Raw genomic sequence first — 15,858 nt, 5'->3', positions numbered from 1 at the left:
CACATAAGTGCGTTCAACCGGTTTTTGAGTTGTTGCTCAATAGTTGGTGCAAGTTCTATTCATGTACTGAAATCCACAAACTCATACTTTTAATTCATCACGAAAAGCTTGTGCTCGTTCATCTTGTAACCAACAATCTACTTGGTGTGACGAAGACTTCTCCGTTGTAGGTGGATGAATATGCTCACACACTTCCATCGCAAACGGACACCTCGCTGTAAATGGACAGCCCGTTGGTGGTGAGAATAAATCTGGTGGTGTGCCTTCAATCGGTTGAAGCTCTTCCTCAAGTAAATCAAGACGAGGAACCGATTTAAGTAATCCTTGTGTATACGGATGTTGAGGTGTGTAGAAAATTTCTCGCTTCGTGCCAAGCTCAATGATTTTTCCTGCGTACATAACCGCAATCCGATCAGCAATTTTGGCGACTACACCTAAATCATGCGTAATCAACACAATCGAAACACCTGTCTTTTGTTGAATCTCTTCGAACAATTCTAGGATTTGTGCTTGAATTGTTACATCCAGAGCAGTAGTTGGTTCATCCGCAATCAATAATTCCGGCTCACAAATGAGTGCCATCGCAATCACAATACGCTGTCTCATTCCTCCTGAAAATTGATGGGGGTATTGCTTGAGACGTTCTTGTGGATTTGGAATTCCTACTAAGCGAAGCATATCCAGCGCTTTTGCCTTTGCTTCTGATTTGCTCGCATTGGTATGTGTTCGGACACCTTCCGTTAACTGTTCTCCAATCGTTAACGTTGGGTTTAACGCCGTCATTGGATCTTGGAAGATCATAGAAATGTCGACCCCCTGCACTTTTCGCATCTGTTTCTTCGTCATCTTGGTCAGTTCTTGATTTTTGAACATGACACGACCTTCAGAAATTCGTCCTGGCGGCTGAGGAATGAGTCCCATAATGGCATTTGACGTAACCGATTTCCCACAACCTGATTCACCAACTATCGCGAGTGTTTCGCCTTTCCGAAGATTGAATGACACTCCTCGAACTGCGTGAACACTTCCACCAAAAGTACTGAATTGAACATGTAAATTATCAACTTCTAAAATGACTTCTTCTGAAATCATTTTCTGTTTCTTTGTTTTATAACTAGGAACAGATTGACTCTGTTTCTTCATTCTACTGAGCTCATCTCTCTTTTCTTTTTCCATTTCTTTCGCTAGATATAATTGATGTTCATTCATGTGTGTCACCCCCTCAACTTCGGATCGAGCGCATCTTGCAAACCGTCACCTAAGACATTAAATGCGAACATCGTAAATGAAATAAAGAACGCTGGGAAGAATAGACGCCACCAATGACCCGACAAAATAACAGGAAGTGCATCATTCGCCATAACTCCCCAACTCGCAAACGGAGCTTGAATACCTAAGCCTAAGAAACTCAAGAATGCCTCAGCGAAAATAGCACTTGGTACAGTCAAAGTCATTTGGACAATAATTGGACCCATTGTATTTGGCAATAAATTCTTTCGAATTATACGTGGTGTCTTAGCTCCGAATGATTTCGACGCAGTTACAAATTCGTAATTCTTAATTTGCAACACTTGTCCGCGCACAATCCGCGCCATTCCTACCCATCCGGTAATCGTCAACGCAATAATAATGGTTGTTAAACTTGGTCCCATTACAACCATCAATAAGATCACAACCAATAAATGTGGCAAGCCATATAGTACTTCGATGACTCTCATCATAATCCCATCAGCTCGGCCACCTTTATAGCCACTAATGCCGCCATATATGATGCCAATAAAGAAATCAATTAGTGCTGCAGCTAGTGCGACAAACAATGAAATGCGTGCACCATACCAAGTTCGAGTAAAGACATCTCGTCCCATTTCATCCGTTCCAAATAAATGCTCAGCACTTGGTGGCTGATTTTGATTAGGCAAGTCCATTCCATCTACCGCATGAGGCGAAAAAACCGGACCAAATATGGCAAGTAACGCTAATATCACAAGGAATATTAACCCTGTCATGGCCAATTTATTTTGTTTTAGTCGTCGCCAAGCATCTTTCCAATAAGAGAGCGATGGTCGTACGACAGCTTCTGCTTCGATTAAATCTTTGTCTTTTTTACGAAACCACTCGTCTGGTATTTGGTTGGGTGATACGGTTGTTGATTCGTGGTTGTTTGTCATCACGCATCCCCCGCTTTCTTATGTAACTTAATCCGAGGATCTAGTAATCCGTAAACGATATCAACGACAAATAACATGAATACGAGGAACGTACTGTAAAAAACGGTCGTGCCCATGATAACTGGATAGTCTCGGTTATTTATGCTTTCAACAAAATATTTACCCATCCCAGGAATGGCAAAGATTTTTTCAATTACGAATGTCCCGGTTAATATCCCTGCAAGCATCGTTCCCATAATCGTCACAACAGGCATTAGTGCATTTCGAAGCGCATGTCGTGCCACAATTCGAAATGGTGATAGCCCTTTTGCTTTCGCCATTCGAATATAGTCTTGTGTAAGCACCTCTAACATAGACGAGCGAGTCAAACGGGCAATAATCGCCATTGGTCCCGTTGCCAACGCGAGTACCGGCAGCACCATATGCATAGGGCTCGACCAGGTCGCAGGAGGGAATATATTATAATCGACCGCTAGCTTTTGGATCAGCAATGTAGCAAGTACAAAGTTTGGAACAGATATCCCTACAACCGCAAACGTCATGGCGAAATAATCGATGAAACCATTATGTCTAAGTGCTGCAAAGGTTCCAAGTAATATACCAGAAATCACCGCAACTAAAATTGTCGTCATTCCAAGTTCAAATGATATCGGGAAACCTCTTGCTAGTAATTCATTGACCGTTTCATTTGGCTTTTTAATAGATGGTCCAAAATCAAACGTGACAATTGATTTTAAGTAATATAAGTACTGAACTGGTAAAGGCTCATCTAACTTATAGAATTTCTCTAAATTCGCTTGAATTGTTTCATTGGTTGTCCGTTCTTCATTGAAAGGTGAGCCTGGAATTGAATGCATTAAAATAAATGTCAAAGTCGAAATAATTAAGATTGTCACGATCATCATGAAAAATCGCTTAATTGTATATGCGAGCACTAGCGATCCCCCCTAACAGAACGTCGTTTGCATAGCTAGCTCAACTTGCACTAGCATCGCACGATACGCTTCCAAAATGTCTATTGCTTCAAACTTCACAATCGTCGTTCCATTTTCAATTTCTGTTCCAGGCATTAACGCTGCCCACTCTGCCTGGCCATAGTTATTAAACTCAATTCTTAAGGTCGGATTTTCCGGCGGAGTTAATGGTTTCACCAAATGGCGGTTATCAACTGCTTTTTGAACATGTTCTTTTAATAAAGCTTGAGATTTTTTTGGATGAAGTGTCTTTACAGCTTGTCGCGTAATTGACTCTTTTACGGCGACTGTTGTGATATTTGGAATAAGAGCTTCCGCTTCGCGGCAAGCACCATCATCCCCAGCAACTAATATAACGGGTACTCCAAAATGCCCCGCAACATAAGCATTGAAACCGAGTTCTCCAATGACCACATCATTTATGTACATATTTCGAACACCAAACGTCATAGAATGGCTCATTACCCCGGGCTGCCCAGCGCGAGAATGATAACCAGCAAAAATAGCACCTTCATATGTATGATCTAACGATTGAACCATGGAATAAGGCTTGACCGCTCCTGTAATCAAAGTCGCTTCAGTATGTAAGTCTTCTACTAATAAATTATTCATCTTTGAATGACTATCATTCACAAGGATGTCTTTTGCGCCTTTTAAAAGGAGTCCTTCGATAATTACATTCGCTTCTTCCGTCATGATTCGGCGGGCTCTCTCATAATTGTGTTTAGATGAATCAACAAAAGTGTAATCAGCTAATCCTGTGATTCCTTCCATGTCTATTGAAATGAAATACTTCATAAATCGTAGTGTTCCCCCTCGCTTTTTGGAGATATTGTTTAATTATCCTATGATTCCCTGCAAATGATTATTAAACTCTAACAATATTATTTGAATATTACAATATCTAATTCGATTTATTTTTCGATTACCGAAATGATTATATAGTTGTGATAGTGACGTAATTAGAATGTATTTTGAGAGCTCTTGAGGGTAGTTTGTCCTTATGCATCCAGCGTTTTCTGAGGTTCCATCAAACATTTCTTTAAATTGTTGAAGAAATCTCGGAAATAGAACTTGCTTAAATACTCATGACCTTTCACGCTCAAGTGACAATCTTGCTCTTTCAACTGGGTATCTTACTTTTTCAAAGCCAAACCTTTCACTCTCAATGGATTTCTACGCGCGAAAGTCCAGGAGTTTCCAAAAAACGTGTTTATGATTGACAGATCCTACTAGACATAATAAGATGAGAACAACTTTTTTGTTCGGGATTTAAGGCAGAAGGTGTCGGGAGCGACATCGCCATTTAGAACAGATGAGCTGAGTACAGAAGAGAAGAGCCGAGAAATCAACGACAAAGAGAAGTAGCGTAAGGTCGTTCTTTTAGAGAGTCAGCGGTTGGTGGAAGCTGATAGAAACGAATTGCGTGAATGGACTTTGGAGAGTTTCCCAGAATCTGAGTATGGGAAAACGTCTGATCTACGTTACAGATCCTAAAGTGAAAGCCCGATAGGCTTTTAAATGAGGTGGCACCGCGGTCATTCCGTCCTCTGCAGATGAACTTTATTGTTCACTTGCAGGGGACTTTTTTGCGTTCTGCGGTGCCTGAGCAGAGGAGAGTTGAGCATGAGTAGTGTAGTAAATGAAACAAATCGTCTCCGGATAAATGGCGACACATTAACACCAATCTCTATTTTTCATCGATTAAAGGGAGATCGAAAATTTTTATTGGAAAGTTCATTAAAGCATGAGGAATCTGGCAGGTATTCGTTTATCGGTTCCAATCCAATGAAAGAATATAGAGGGTTTGAAAAGGAACTTTTGGAAACCGATTTACGAACAAAAGAAATCCAAAGGCATTTTGGAAAACCTCTTGATGTATTGAAAACATTACTGACATTCACAGTAGATGACGATGATGACTTCCCTTTTACTGGCGGTGCCGTTGGCTATATTGGATATGACGTAATTGCGCAGTACGAGTCCATAGGAAATCAGTTGCTGGACGATCGTGACATGCCAGACATCCATTTGCTTGTCTACGAAACTATTATTGTTTATGACCATTTAAAGCAAGATGTAACGATTATACACAGAGGGACAGACCCCTCAGAACTTACAAACATTCAGAGACAATTAGAAATAAAAGAAAACGCGTCGGATGACACTTTAACTGCTGTTGTTTTTACACCAAACGTTACGAAAGAACATTATGTTGACCAAGTGAAAAAAGCAAAAGAACATATTCGCGCAGGTGATATTTTTCAAATTGTCTTATCCCAAAGACTCGAAGCACCCTTTACAGAAAATTCATTTACCTTGTATCGGAAATTACGGAAGGAAAACCCTTCACCTTATATGTTTTACGTGGATTTTGATGACCATGTCATACTTGGGTCTTCGCCCGAGAGTTTATTGAACATTAAAGGCAATCGAGTGACAACGAATCCAATCGCTGGTACCCGAAAACGTGGTGCTACTAAAGAAGATGACTCTGCACTTCAAACCGAGTTACAAAACGATCCGAAAGAACAAGCAGAACATCGAATGCTGGTCGATTTAGGGAGAAATGATTTAGGCCGCATTAGTGAAATTGGGTCCATTCATCTCACGAAATATATGACAGTTGAAAAATATCAGCATGTGATGCATCTTGTGTCTGAAGTGTGTGGCACACTCAAACCAAATCTCCATCCACTCGATGCTTTAATCGCTTGTCTCCCAGCGGGCACCGTATCTGGAGCACCGAAAATACGTGCGATGCAGCTGATACAGGAATTCGAAACTGTTAAACGAGGTGTATATGGCGGAGCCGTTGGTTACATTGGATTCAACGGAAATCTAGACATCGCTTTAGCTATTCGAACTTTTGTGGTAAAAAATCAAACCGCTTATGTTCAAGCTGGGGCAGGCATTGTTTACGACTCCAATCCAGTGGCTGAATATGAAGAAACTTTGCATAAAGCAAAGTCATTGCTCGAGGTGTTGTCATGATTTTACTAATTGACCACTATGATTCGTTTACGTATAACTTGTTCCAAAGCCTATCCATGCTCGGTGAAGAGGTGCATGTGGCTCGGTATGATGAGATATCTATTGAGGAAATTGAGTCAATGCATGTAAAAGCCATTGTTCTTTCACCTGGTCCTGGTTCACCACTTGAAAAGAATCATTCGTTATCCATCATTCATCAATTCCATCAGACCATTCCGATACTTGGTGTGTGCTTAGGACATCAATTACTAGGTGTAGCATTTGGCGGGAAAATAAAACAAGCAAATCAAGTCATGCACGGGAAAATCTCGGTTGTTCGCCATTCAAATGGAGGAATGTTCGCTTATTTACCTCAGCCCCTCCCTGTTATGCGTTATCATTCGTTGCTATTAGACGAATCTTGTTTGCCCACATGCATAAAGACAACTGCTCAATCTATGGACGACAACTCGATCATGGCCATTCAACATGTCGATTACCCGTTATACGGTGTACAGTTCCACCCAGAATCCATTGGCACTAAAGATGGACAGAAAATTCTACAAGCTTTTTTAAATGAAATAGCCTAGGCAGAGGAGAGATTGAGATGAGAACGTATCTAGAGAAGGTTCAGCAAGGGGTTTCTCTTAATGAACTTGAGATGAGAGGAGTAGCAGAACAGTTACTGTCTGCAGAAGCTTCTAAAGATGACATTGCCCAATTTATTCAAGCTTTATCTATTAAAGGTGAAACGATTGAAGAAATCACAGGCTTAGTCAGTGTGTTAAAAGAAAAAGCTATTCAAGTGCCACTCCCACTTGGAGATGTATTTGATAATTGTGGTACAGGTGGAGATGGTGCCAACACCTTCAATATTAGCACCACAGCCTCTTTCATTTTAGCTGGAGCAGGATTAAAGGTGGCGAAGCATGGAAATCGAAGAATTTCGAGCACAACAGGTAGCGCTGACGTGTTAGAAGAGCTTGACATCGCACTCGATTTTCGACCTGATGAAATCACTGAGTTGCTCGAACACACAAATATCGCCTTTTTATTTGCACCGTTCATGCATCCAAATATGAAGCAAATCCAAGAAGTAAGAAGGTCAATTGGTAAGCCCAGTATTTTTAATCTAATAGGTCCTTTAACAAATCCAGTTGAGCTGACTTCACAGTTAATTGGCGTTTATGATCAAACCCGATTAATGGATTTAGCTGCGGTATCGCACCGACTTGGCAGAAAAAGGAGTGTCGTCCTAACAGGTCCTAACGGAATGGACGAAGCTTCTTTAGCAGGTGAAAATCATCTTGTTTTAATGGATCAAGGCGATTTAATCCCTTTCACCTTAAATCCCGAAGAAGTCGGCTTATCCCCCGCTCCTCTTGAAGCCATTCAAGGTGGCGATGCACGTGAAAACGTCCGAATTTTAACGAGCGTTTTACAAGGTGAACCGTCCCCCTACCTCGATACGGTTTTACTAAATGCAGGAATTGGATTATTTGCAGCAGGGGTCACTAGCACGATTCAAGAAGGAATTCACAAAGCACGAGAAAGTGTGAATTCTGGTCGAGCACAAAACTCACTTCACCAAGTAATCGCCTACAGCAAAAAACGACAATTATCCGAGGTGAGACGATGACGATTTTAGAGCAAATTCTTGAAATAAAGCGACAAGAAGTGAAAGAACTATTAGCTTCCAATCCAATGCTTAAAAACTCAAGGATACATTCTGCCAAACCTTCTTTATTTAACACATTAAAAAACGCGACACAGTTACAAGTCATTTCAGAAATAAAGCGGGCATCTCCTTCTAAGGGGATTATCAATGCCAACGTAAACCCTATCAGACAAGCTCGATTATATGAACAATCTGGAGCAGCTTCTATTTCTGTCCTAACAGATGAAGTCTTTTTCAAAGGATCAATTGAGGATTTGAGAGATGTTGCTCAAACCGTATCCATTCCAGTGTTATGTAAGGATTTTATCATTGATTCGTCCCAAATAGATCGTGCTTATGAAGCGGGTGCCTCCGTTATTTTGCTCATCGTTGCAGCACTCAGTCAACAAACGTTAAGCAAGCTTCATGACTATGCTTCTTCTTTAAAACTAGAAGTATTAGTCGAGGTTCATAATGTAGAAGAATTAGAGCGTGCCTTGGCTATCCCATCCAAACTCATTGGGGTTAATAACCGAGATTTAAAAACCTTTAAAGTCGATTTAAGTGAAACCGAAAAGATTGCGGCTAAGTTCCCTTTCCATGAAGAACGTGTGCTTATTAGTGAAAGTGGCATTGAAACTCCGGGAGATGCAAAAAGGGTTGCAAAAGCGGGAGCAAGTGCAATCTTAGTTGGAGAAACATTAATGAAATCAACTGACGTCGAACATACCCTAAATTCATTTCAAGTAAAGCTTGGTGAAGCGCAATGACTTTGGTTAAAATTTGCGGTCTTCAGGAAGTTGAACATGTTCGAGCAGCTGTAGATGCTGGCGCTGATGCAATCGGGTTTGTATTTGCCAAAAGTAGACGTCAAGTAACTCTCTCTCATGCACAGAGAATGACTGCCGTAGTTCCACAAGATGTGTTAAAGGTTGGTGTGTTTGTGAATGAAACCATTGAGTACATCGAGAAATACGCAAAAGAAGTGCCACTAGATTATGTACAACTTCACGGAGATGAATCAATTGAATATGTAAATTCTATTAGTGTTCCTGTCATTAAAGCTTTTTCCATATCTTCAAAAGAAGATGTTCAATACGCTTTAACATATGATGTGGACCTGTATTTATTTGATACCCCAAGCATCGAGTTTCGAGGCGGTTCAGGAAAAACCTTCGATTGGGGACTATTAAATAGTGAAATTCCCCTTAAAGAAAAAGTGATTTTAGCCGGCGGACTGAATGCAGAAAATGTTCGAGTTGCGATACAAACGGTACGTCCTTATATGGTGGATGTATCAAGTGGAGTTGAAACAGATCAGCGGAAAGATGCAAGCAAAATTCACGCCTTTATTCGCGAAGTAAGAGATGAGGAGAGATGAGCATGTTGACAACATACAATCAACCAGATGAAAAAGGACATTTCGGCAAATATGGTGGGCGGTTTATTCCAGAAACTTTAATGCAAGCAGTTATTGAATTAGAACAGGCTTATGATGAAGCGATAATTGATGAAAGGTTTCAGAAAGACCTGCGATATTATTTAAAAGATTATATAGGGCGTGAAAACCCTCTTTACTATGCAGAGCGTTTAACGAAAAAAATGGGTGGCGCTAAAATTTACTTGAAACGAGAAGATCTAAACCACACAGGTGCTCACAAAATCAATAACACGATTGGTCAGGCATTGCTCGCCGTTCGAATGGGTAAGAAAAAAATCGTCGCAGAAACAGGTGCTGGTCAACATGGGGTCGCAACGGCAACGGTTTGTGCTCTACTCGATTTAGAATGTGTCGTTTTCATGGGTGAAGAAGATGTTCGTCGTCAACAGCTTAACGTGTTTCGCATGGAGTTACTTGGTGCCAAAGTGATTAGCGTGAAACAAGGAAGCGGCACATTGAAAGATGCTGTGAATGAAGCCTTACGATACTGGGTCACAAATGTTGGCGATACCCACTACATTATGGGTTCTGTATTAGGTCCTCACCCCTTCCCTAAAATGGTTCGTGACTTTCAACGTGTGATTGGGGATGAGACTCGTAAACAAATCGCGGAAAAAGAAGGTCGTTTACCGGACGCAATTGTCGCATGTATTGGCGGCGGAAGTAATGCAATGGGCATGTTTTATCCTTTCATTGAGGATACGGATGTGAAGTTATTTGGTGTAGAGGCGGCTGGTAAAGGACTCGATACTGCAAAGCATGCGGCAACATTAACGAAAGGTTCCGTTGGTGTATTGCATGGAGCACTGATGCATCTCTTGCAGGATGAGGCAGGTCAAATTCAAGAAGCGCATTCCATTTCTGCAGGTCTAGATTACCCTGGAATTGGACCCGAACATAGTTTTTTACAAGAAATCGGACGCGTTTCTTATACGTCAGTAACAGACAAAGAAGCGTTAGAAGGAGTGCAATTACTGGCTCGCACAGAAGGAATTATTCCAGCATTGGAAACCGCACATGCCATTCACTATGCTAGTCAGCTCGCTACTCAAATGGAAGCAGATCAAATCATCGTCGTTTGCTTATCAGGAAGAGGTGACAAAGACGTCGTAACAGTTCGCGACGCACTTGGGGGTGGAAACCATGAGTAAGCAATTCTTGCAAACAACGATTGAAGATTGTGTAACTAAAGGTGACCGAGCTTTTATTCCTTATATTATGGCTGGTGACGGAGGACTGGATCGTTTAGGTGAGCAACTTATTTTATTACAAGAAGCGGGAGCTACTGCCGTTGAGTTAGGCATCCCTTTTTCAGATCCAGTCGCAGATGGACCCACGATTCAAGAAGCGGGAAAACGTGCTCTTGCACATGGCGTTAGTTTAAAAGACGTTTTACATGAAGTAGGTCGGTTGCGTAATGAAATACAGATTCCTATTGTATTAATGACGTATTTAAATCCAATCTTTCAATATGGAATCCCAGAGTTTGCTGCGGATTGTCAAACAGTTGGAGTTAGCGGGGTTATTGTACCTGACCTCCCATTAGAAGAGTGCCAAATTCTAAAAACAGACTTAACGAAACATAATGTTGCATTGATACAACTTGTTAGTTTAACGAGTCCAATTGACCGTATTCAACAAATTGCTAAAGCATCTGAAGGATTCCTATATGCAGTCACTGTCACAGGTATAACTGGTTTTCAAAATGAATTCGCAGATAATCTAAAGGAACATTTAGCTTTATTAAAAAAATATAGTATGGTTCCTGTAATGGCTGGTTTCGGAATTTCAACACCCTCCCAAGTTCAAGAATTGAGTCAACTTGCTGATGGGGTAATTGTCGGTAGTAGAATCGTCGAGGCTCTGCATTCAGGTAATCACAAGTTAATCCGTGAATTAATTGGAGCTTCAAAAAAACACCGATGAAAATGAATAAGGATTGCTTCTAAACGTAAGAATAGTCAGATTATGGTTAAACCGATGTACTGTACTACCTTTAAATGACATGTTACTCTTACATATAGAAATTAAATCCAAAAATCATTTGGGGCCACTTAGACTATTCTAAGTCATCAATAGAATCAAGACTGAGTCCTAAAATTTCATAGAGGTGAAATATGGACGTACTTAATACGATTGATTTAGAAGAAATGAAAGCAGGTCATGTTTTTTATCGATTCCAATGCCATGAGGCTTATTTAAATAATCTATCTCATTTTATTAAAACGGGTTTAGATAATAATCAACAAGTTTTGATTATTGAAAGCATGCGAAATCTCCCTAAAGTTCAAGCATTGATTGAAAAAGTGATTAGTGAGGAAAAAAAGTCGTCTATTCGCTTAGTAAATAACTTTGAATATTACCTAGCTAAAGGCGATTTTCAAACACAAACCATTCTTCACCATTTTCAAAAAGACCTATCTACTTTTAATAATCCTGATTCTTCGATTCGCACATGGGCTCACGTGGAATGGGCATCTTCCAAACCGGATGCAGATTTATTAAAAGAATTTGAATCCACTGCTGACGACGTAGTAATGAATGCAAAACTACTTTCAGTTTGTGCCTATTCAAATGACCATTTATCACCTGTCTTAAATACTGTACTTGAACAAGTTCATAATTTTGTCATGACAGATGAAACACTATTAGAATCTGCACTATATGATAAATGATAATTTTATAACTTAAGATATTATATAAATTCGCTAGGAAGATTCTATTCTTCCTAGCTTTTTTTGTTCTATAAGTTATTACCTTTTCATATGATGAATTTTTATGGAGAATAAAGATTTTAGAAATAATTGCCATCAAAATGTAATTTGTTTGTCTCCAAATTTTAGGTGTGTGAATTCAAAATTAGGGTATACCTAGAATATGACTTAAATTTGATTGTTGGAGGGATTTTTTATGAGAAAAAAAGGAAATAGTGGTTCATTACTTTTTGCAGCACTAGCAGCAGGTGCTTATGCTTACTTACAAAAACCAGAAAACCGTGACAAAGCGATGGTAGCATTCAATAACTTAAAAACCAAAGCAAACGCATATATGTCGAATCAAAACGTGAAACCTTCACAAATGACAAAGACAGGTCATTCAGACCCTACGGATCCGGATGATAACCGTATGGTAGAAGAAGGCGCCATGACAAGTGTTCAATATTATAATGAAGGCGTTCAAGGTGCTGAGAAGAAGAAGGAAGCAAAAGCTGCTTTCCCGAAATCACAAAAGAAAAAATTGCCTGAAACGGCAGAGTCATTGCCTTCAGACAATAACGATTCTCCTGCGAAACAAGAAAATGCAGCAAGAGACACATTCGGTCAACAATAAATCTATGAGGTGAAAACCGATGAATTTATTTAAAAGAGACGAGAAACATGAAGAAGAAAAAGAAAATCGTAAAAAAAAGAACGAACATTCAAAGTTAAAATTATCTTCGAATGACATTTCATCTGAAAAAAATGAAAATACCGAAACAATTGCGACTGAAAATCGCATTAATACTGAAGGTTTATAAAAGAAACGCACGCACATTAGATTCTTCTAATGTGCGTGCGCTTTTTTCAATTCATTTTCATTTTATCGATGCATCAAAATATACATATAAAGATTATAAATTGCTGGTATTAATAACGCTAACGCAATACATATAGTGGCCACTAATTTAGTTTGCTTGGTTACCCGCTCATCACCTTTACGTAATGACTCAAAAAAAGTAAGAGTAAAATAAAAACAAGCTATCATGAGAATTGGTGTAAGCACACCAAGCCAATTTCCTGTATTCAGGATTTCTAAATTCGACATCTAATCTGCCCCTCTTTATGTTTGTCTAAGTTGTGATGAACTACTTTTGCTGAATGACTTCTACCGGAGTTTTAAGACTTCGTAGTTTCTGATCAATCCTAATTTTAGTTTTGACATCTAAAATTCCACCTTGAACCAGTTTCAACTGCTTATTATCTTGAAAATAGATGACGTAGTAGGGCTTAAGGTCAAAATTGTCTTCATTATCAAAGTATTGAACGCTTTTTACATCTGCCCATGAATACGTTTGCTTTTCTTTATCGAACGGCAAACGATGTGTAATGGTATCGTCCGTTAGAGATGTAAAAGATAGGGACGCACCATAAAATAGTACACCTGATGCGACTGTCAATAAAAGAGCGATCGCAATTGTGATTGGTTTAATGTGTTTCAGCCAAAGTATTAACAATCCTAAAAGAAGCGAAAGTAGTGATAAACCTACTAAAATAAAATTAATTCCCGGTAAGTAAATGACCCAATTCGAACGATCAAAGTACACTGTTTCCCCCACCACCAATGGTGCAAAAAGAATTAAAAGTGGTGAAAATACAACCAAACATATCGCGAACACCATAAAGATATGGCGTGGTTCCCCTCTGTTATTCAACATAATTCCCCCATATAAGATCGAGTCCTACTAGTACATACGTTTACAATATGTCATTGGTTTCGATACTTGGAAAATTTTGTGCGAGGTAATCTTTCAATCTTGATTGGTGTCTGGAGAAATTATAGGTTCTTCTCTTTTCAACTCACTATATCGTTTACCAATAACTGAGTTATTGATCCCCAACCTCACTGCATTTTCAATAATGATAAATAATACAAATGCACCAATGAAAAACATTATAAGCATTTCCATATAATAACCTCCGTCTTAAATAGGCTAAAATTCATTCGGGTATTTAGCATTTAATTGTTTGAGTAAGTCTTTTTCAATATATTCATTGGTAATTAACTCTTCTTCAATCAGCTTTTTATACCCTGGCATTGGATTGTTAGAATTTATTTGTGCATAAGCAGCTAATGCTGAGTCTATTTCCCCTTTATAGCGATGAATAGTTTTTCTCTCATTTAAATCTATCTCGACTTCTTTAATGGTCTCAAAGGCTTTTACAATATTTCCAAGGACAAGGTAACTTTCCGTTAGTGTTAAAAGGTCATTGGTTTTACTACCATAATTCCCCTTCATGATTTTTACTTCAACCAAATCAATTACATCCTCATACAAACCTTGTTCTAAGTATATTTGGACCATTAAATACTCAGCATCATCAATATCATTTTTATTACCAATTTCTTTAATGGCAGTTAAAATAATTTCAGCTTCACCGTAATTCATATCTTCAATCGCATCATACGCTAATGCAAACTGTTTTCTTATTTCTTCTTGTTCATCTAAAAAATCACTAACGAGTGTTTCCTGATATTCATCTAAACTCTTCCCAGTGATATTTTCTAGATTAAGATAAAACTCATCTATCGTTTCAGACATCATTAACTCAGGAATAATTTCGACTCCATGGTTATTAACGAGAGAATTTACAGCTAGAAAACTTTGTTCATATGGATTAAATTGACCTACCATTGTTTCGTGATAAGACGTATTCGAATCAAGCAAATGGAAATCTACCGTTTCTAACGAATCTAAATTTATATCAAAACTTTTTTTATTACCAAAATATTCTCCTGTTCCTTCTTGAAACCATATGGGAAGCCGATCACTCTGTAAATTATATTTCTTTGAAAACTGGTGAATTCGATAATGTGTATATTCATGAAGAACCAAACTTTCTAGATAATCCTCATTTGCAATTACATGAATGGATTTATTAATAAAATTGTAATGGCCTTCAGCATGTTCCGGTAATAAAAAATTAGCTTCAAAAACTTTCGAATCGTTATGGATTTCAATCATGATCGGCTCTAATTGCCCATCGCCAAAAATAATATCAAAACTCTCTTTTTCTTTTTGAATATAAGTATCAATTATGCCGATAAATTGTTCTTGTTCCTTTGCGTAATAATAAGTAACTCCATTCTTATTTTCATGTAACATGTTTTTTTGAGATGGTACTTGTGCAACCATACTCGCAAGATACCTCGTCTTTTCCTCGAGTGTATAATTTTTATCTTTCATTTCATAATCAAGCACAGCATTAATGAATAAAACTCCCGATAGACCAATTCCAAGCAAAATGGATAATAGCATTAATACAGTCACTTCAAATCGATTCCTAAGTTTAATAAAGTTTAAATGCCCCATCACTAGCCCAAAAATCCCTGTGCAAAAAATTAAAAAGCATAAGATGATAAACAATAACCAAACTACAACACTAACAACAACATCCAAACTAAAAATCAACACGTACCCAACTATTAAAAATAATACAAAGATGGCACTATACAAAAACCATTTAAATAAAAAATTCATGTAATCCTCCCAGCCTAAAACCGCTCCCATTAGGGCACATTATTGTTATATTCTACAAATTATACCAATAACCCTGTATGTCGGTGTCAATTTCTTGCAAAAAATAAAAGAGCTGCAGCTGCAACTCTCAGAATGTTAACCAAAATATTAAGTTTAGTATTGTAAATATTCGATTTCTTATTGTTTTACAATTATGGAGGTTGATTTTTTCGCTTTTCGTCGAGCGTCTTAAGAGATTTATATTGATTGGAATGAAGGCGGCGACTCCAGCGGAATCAGCACGAACTGAAGACCCTGGACTGAGCATCGCGAAGGAAGCGGCTGAAGTTGTGCCCGCGGAAACATACTAACATTAGTAGTACAAACCAAGGCCACGGTTTGTGCTACTATTTTTTTGTAGAAGTGAA

The 15,858-nt window shown here is 38.7% G+C and carries 19 protein-coding genes and 1 other annotated feature; of the genes, 11 read left to right on the top strand and 8 right to left on the bottom strand.

All coding sequences use genetic code 11. The features are described from left to right. Positions 1-81: 81 nt before the first annotated feature. From ACHUE4_RS13140 to ACHUE4_RS13125, 4 genes are all read right to left on the bottom strand, one after another. A complete protein-coding gene (locus ACHUE4_RS13140) occupies positions 82-1,092 on the bottom strand; it encodes an ABC transporter ATP-binding protein (protein ID WP_394190889.1) in 1,011 nt (336 codons plus the stop codon). A gap of 122 nt (positions 1,093-1,214) precedes the next feature. Further along, positions 1,215-2,168, bottom strand: a complete 954-nt coding sequence (locus ACHUE4_RS13135; protein WP_394190764.1) for an ABC transporter permease — start codon at positions 2,166-2,168, stop codon at positions 1,215-1,217. Then, on the bottom strand, positions 2,168-3,103 hold the full coding sequence (locus ACHUE4_RS13130; RefSeq protein WP_394190762.1) for an ABC transporter permease: 936 nt from the start codon (positions 3,101-3,103) through the stop codon (positions 2,168-2,170). Before ACHUE4_RS13130 ends, ACHUE4_RS13135 begins: the two co-directional genes overlap by 1 nt. A 12-nt stretch (positions 3,104-3,115) precedes the next feature. Beyond that, complete coding sequence (locus tag ACHUE4_RS13125; protein WP_394190760.1) at positions 3,116-3,940, bottom strand: M55 family metallopeptidase; 825 nt, start codon at positions 3,938-3,940, stop codon at positions 3,116-3,118. A 544-nt stretch (positions 3,941-4,484) separates the two neighbouring features. Next, positions 4,485-4,696: a binding site (T-box leader), on the top strand. 72 nt (positions 4,697-4,768) lie between these two features. On the opposite strand from ACHUE4_RS13125, the gene trpE reads away from it, so the two are divergent. The 10 genes from trpE (at position 4,769) to ACHUE4_RS13075 (ending at position 12,730) form a co-directional block, all read left to right on the top strand. Next, positions 4,769-6,136 (top strand): anthranilate synthase component I, encoded by a 1,368-nt coding sequence (trpE, locus tag ACHUE4_RS13120; RefSeq protein ID WP_394190758.1) that lies wholly within the window; start codon positions 4,769-4,771, stop codon positions 6,134-6,136. After that, positions 6,133-6,705 (top strand): anthranilate synthase component II, encoded by a 573-nt coding sequence (locus ACHUE4_RS13115; RefSeq protein ID WP_394190756.1) that lies wholly within the window; start codon positions 6,133-6,135, stop codon positions 6,703-6,705. The genes trpE and ACHUE4_RS13115 overlap by 4 nt, the downstream gene beginning before the upstream one ends. Positions 6,706-6,722: 17 nt before the next feature. Continuing rightward, positions 6,723-7,754: an anthranilate phosphoribosyltransferase gene (gene trpD, locus ACHUE4_RS13110; RefSeq protein ID WP_394190754.1), complete on the top strand. Its 1,032-nt coding sequence runs from the start codon at positions 6,723-6,725 to the stop codon at positions 7,752-7,754. After that, on the top strand, positions 7,751-8,542 hold the full coding sequence (gene trpC / locus ACHUE4_RS13105) for an indole-3-glycerol phosphate synthase TrpC (RefSeq protein ID WP_394190752.1): 792 nt from the start codon (positions 7,751-7,753) through the stop codon (positions 8,540-8,542). Before trpD ends, trpC begins: the two co-directional genes overlap by 4 nt. Then, positions 8,539-9,153 (top strand): phosphoribosylanthranilate isomerase, encoded by a 615-nt coding sequence (locus ACHUE4_RS13100; RefSeq protein WP_394190750.1) that lies wholly within the window; start codon positions 8,539-8,541, stop codon positions 9,151-9,153. Before trpC ends, ACHUE4_RS13100 begins: the two co-directional genes overlap by 4 nt. Before the next feature lie 2 nt (positions 9,154-9,155). Continuing rightward, positions 9,156-10,364, top strand: a complete 1,209-nt coding sequence (gene trpB / locus ACHUE4_RS13095; RefSeq protein ID WP_394190748.1) for a tryptophan synthase subunit beta — start codon at positions 9,156-9,158, stop codon at positions 10,362-10,364. Further along, positions 10,357-11,139, top strand: coding sequence for a tryptophan synthase subunit alpha (trpA, locus tag ACHUE4_RS13090; RefSeq protein WP_394190746.1), 783 nt, complete (start codon positions 10,357-10,359; stop codon positions 11,137-11,139). The genes trpB and trpA overlap by 8 nt, the downstream gene beginning before the upstream one ends. Positions 11,140-11,330: 191 nt before the next feature. Beyond that, entirely contained in the window at positions 11,331-11,888 is a 558-nt protein-coding gene (locus ACHUE4_RS13085; RefSeq protein ID WP_394190744.1) for an MEDS domain-containing protein, read from the top strand. 235 nt (positions 11,889-12,123) lie between these two features. Next, positions 12,124-12,543: a hypothetical protein gene (locus tag ACHUE4_RS13080; RefSeq protein ID WP_394190743.1), complete on the top strand. Its 420-nt coding sequence runs from the start codon at positions 12,124-12,126 to the stop codon at positions 12,541-12,543. Between the two features lie 19 nt (positions 12,544-12,562). Continuing rightward, positions 12,563-12,730 (top strand): hypothetical protein, encoded by a 168-nt coding sequence (locus ACHUE4_RS13075; protein ID WP_394190742.1) that lies wholly within the window; start codon positions 12,563-12,565, stop codon positions 12,728-12,730. A 62-nt stretch (positions 12,731-12,792) separates the two neighbouring features. On the opposite strand, the gene ACHUE4_RS13070 is transcribed toward ACHUE4_RS13075, so the two are convergent. From ACHUE4_RS13070 to ACHUE4_RS13055, 4 genes are all read right to left on the bottom strand, one after another. Continuing rightward, positions 12,793-13,017 carry a hypothetical protein gene (locus tag ACHUE4_RS13070; protein ID WP_394190740.1) on the bottom strand — a complete coding sequence of 75 codons (225 nt, stop codon included), beginning with the start codon at positions 13,015-13,017 and terminating at the stop codon, positions 12,793-12,795. A 40-nt stretch (positions 13,018-13,057) separates the two neighbouring features. Further along, a complete protein-coding gene (locus tag ACHUE4_RS13065; RefSeq protein WP_394190738.1) occupies positions 13,058-13,624 on the bottom strand; it encodes a hypothetical protein in 567 nt (188 codons plus the stop codon). Between the two features lie 96 nt (positions 13,625-13,720). Then, complete coding sequence (locus ACHUE4_RS13060; RefSeq protein WP_394190736.1) at positions 13,721-13,879, bottom strand: RNA-binding protein; 159 nt, start codon at positions 13,877-13,879, stop codon at positions 13,721-13,723. 24 nt (positions 13,880-13,903) lie between these two features. Then, the gene (locus ACHUE4_RS13055; protein WP_394190734.1) at positions 13,904-15,451 is read right to left on the bottom strand and encodes a collagenase; all 1,548 of its coding nucleotides are present in this window, start codon (positions 15,449-15,451) and stop codon (positions 13,904-13,906) included. Positions 15,452-15,651: 200 nt separating this feature from the next. On the opposite strand from ACHUE4_RS13055, the gene ACHUE4_RS13050 reads away from it, so the two are divergent. Then, positions 15,652-15,801: a hypothetical protein gene (locus ACHUE4_RS13050; protein WP_394190732.1), complete on the top strand. Its 150-nt coding sequence runs from the start codon at positions 15,652-15,654 to the stop codon at positions 15,799-15,801. The last annotated feature ends 57 nt before the right edge of the window (positions 15,802-15,858 follow it).

It is taken from the genome of Paenisporosarcina quisquiliarum (genome assembly GCF_043641925.1).
In the GTDB taxonomy this organism is placed as follows: domain Bacteria; phylum Bacillota; class Bacilli; order Bacillales_A; family Planococcaceae; genus Paenisporosarcina; species Paenisporosarcina quisquiliarum_A.
The sequence above is the reverse complement of the archived record's forward strand: the minus strand, read 5'-3'. Positions and strand labels throughout refer to the sequence as shown.